The sequence below is a fragment of the Nocardiopsis prasina DSM 43845 genome (genome assembly GCF_000341265.1).
Lineage (GTDB): Bacteria > Actinomycetota > Actinomycetes > Streptosporangiales > Streptosporangiaceae > Nocardiopsis > Nocardiopsis prasina.
This window is the reverse complement of the sequence record NZ_ANAE01000021.1, coordinates 1-2,067: the sequence shown is the minus strand read 5'-3', so window position 1 is coordinate 2,067 and position 2,067 is coordinate 1. Positions and strand designations below refer to the sequence as shown.

Here is a 2,067-nt window from a genome sequence, read left to right as displayed (position 1 = left end):
GGCCGCCGGCGCGCTGCCGCCGGCACCCGGCCGCCGACTAGTGTGCACCATCGCCCGCGGCGTAGGGCAGTTCGGCCTCCTGTACCGGGAAGCAGTGCCGGTAGGCGCGTTCGGTCTCGGCGGCGACCCGCTCCCAGGTGAAGCGGGACGCCGCCCGGTCGGCGGCGGCGATGCCGTAGGCGGCGGCCATGGTGGGCTCGGCGGTCAGCGAGCGGACCGCGCGGGCCAGCGCGTCGGGGCGGGCTTCGCGCAGCAGAGTGCCGGTCGTGCCGTGCAGCACCGCCTCGTTGACGACACCGGCTCCGCGGGCCACCACCGGCAAGCCGCACGCCATGGCCTCCAGCACGGCGCCGCCGCAGAGCTCGTAGGGCGCGCCGGAGACGTAGACGTCGGCGGAGCGCAGCAGCCGCGGCAGTTCCTTGCGGTCGACGGGGCCGGCGAGGCTCAGCCGGTCGTCGACGCCGGCCTCCTTGGCGAGCAGTTCCACGCGCCGCGCGTCGTCGCTGAGCGGCAGCTCCTCCTGTCCCGGACCGGCGACGACCGTCAGCTCGGCGTCGGTCAGCCCAGCCGCAGCAGTGCGGCGATCAGGACCTCGGCGCCGCCGGCGGCCAGGTCGGTCACCGAGATCATCCGTGTGCGTCCGCTGCGGCGCGGGCTCCATGTGTCGGCCGTGGAGCCGCCCTCGGTGCTGAAGTGGTCGGTGTCGACCCCGAAGGGGACCACACTGACCTTGGCGCGGGGCAGCCCCATGTGCGCCAGCTCGAAGCGCTGGTCGGCGGAGCCCACGACGATCCGGTCGGCGTGCCCGGCGACCGCGGCTTCGATGCGGGCGCGGTCGGTGCGCTCGGGCAGGCCGGCGCGCTGCTCGGCGGCGTTGAGGGAGCGGAAGGTCTGCACGACGCGCGGGCGCTCGCCGTCGCAGGCCCGGGCGGCCGAGACCACGGCGAGGCCGCTGGTCCAGCCGAACGCGTGCAGGACGTCGGGGGGATCTTCGGCGAGCCGCTCGCCCAGAGCCTGGGCGAAGGCACCGGTGTGCTCGGCGGCCGCGCCCTCCTCCATGCGGTGCTCGGGTCCGGCCGGGAGGTGCTCGACGGTGGCGTTCCGGCCCATGCGGGAGCGTTCGGGCAGGGCGGGGGAGTGCTTGCGGGCGTAGACGGCCACGCGATGGCCCGCCTTGGCCAGGTGGCGGGCGAGCGCTGCGACCTGGACACTGTCGCCGCAGGCGGGTTCGCCCTTGTGGGCGGGCAGCGGGTTGGCGTGCTCGGCGACCATTGCGATCTTCACGTGTGACTCCTCACGACGAGACGACGACCCCGTGCGCAGGCAGGTGCTGGGCCGCAGGGTGGCGATGCCGCGCAGGCGGCGCCCGCGGGCGCGCGGCGCGGCGGGACGCGGCGGCGGGTACTCAGGCGTGCCGGCACACGGCGCGCAGCTGCGCCGTCACGGGCGGCGTGCGGCCGGTGCACGGCGAATGGGGGGAATGGCCGGAAACCGGAGAAGGGCAGACGCATACGGATCACACCTTGGAGCGTTCGCGGATTCACGAGGAGCGCTCGCTGGAGCGGAGGCGCGATGGATCAGCGCCGCGGCGAGCGCGCGAACGTCGGTGTGTCTGCGTCTTAGACACCCAACGCGGCGATTATGCCAGAGCCGTCGAGAACCGAACAAGACAAGCGCTTTGACCCGCTGTTTCGCTTTCGGGGTCTGCGCGGTGCGCGCGGGTGCGCGTTTGGCGGGTGGTGCCTCGGGCATTTTCGGCCGCGTAGGTGTCTCCTGTGATTCGAAAGTACGAGGGACCATGACTGCGCGGCCCTGCGGGCGTGCAGCCGCGGCGGACGGCCGCCGCGGCGCGGCCCGGGACCTACCGGAGCGGGACCTACCGGACCCCCTGCCCGACTACACGCCGCACGAGGCGCTGCGCGGACGCCGCGCACTGGTCGTCGGCGGACTGGCGGGAGGCGGGCCGGGGCGAACCGTGGCCGCCGGGCTCGCCAAGGAGGGCGCCGCCGTGGCACTGGCCGACACCACCCGGCTGGACGGACTGGCGCCGGGCGCGCGGCCCGTGCC

The 2,067-nt window shown here is 75.1% G+C and carries 2 protein-coding genes and 1 pseudogene; 1 reads left to right on the top strand and 2 read right to left on the bottom strand.

What is annotated here, in order from left to right:
* Positions 1-37: 37 nt before the first annotated feature.
* Both D452_RS31155 and D452_RS31150 read right to left on the bottom strand, forming a co-directional pair.
* On the bottom strand, positions 38-487 hold the full coding sequence (locus tag D452_RS31155; protein WP_338042016.1) for a glycosyltransferase family 4 protein: 450 nt from the start codon (positions 485-487) through the stop codon (positions 38-40).
* A gap of 71 nt (positions 488-558) precedes the next feature.
* Positions 559-1,284: a glycosyltransferase gene (locus D452_RS31150; protein ID WP_239646300.1), complete on the bottom strand. Its 726-nt coding sequence runs from the start codon at positions 1,282-1,284 to the stop codon at positions 559-561.
* 514 nt (positions 1,285-1,798) lie between these two features.
* Between D452_RS31150 and D452_RS27380 the strand changes: the two are divergent.
* Positions 1,799-2,067, top strand: a pseudogene (locus D452_RS27380) (hypothetical protein); the annotation flags it as partial.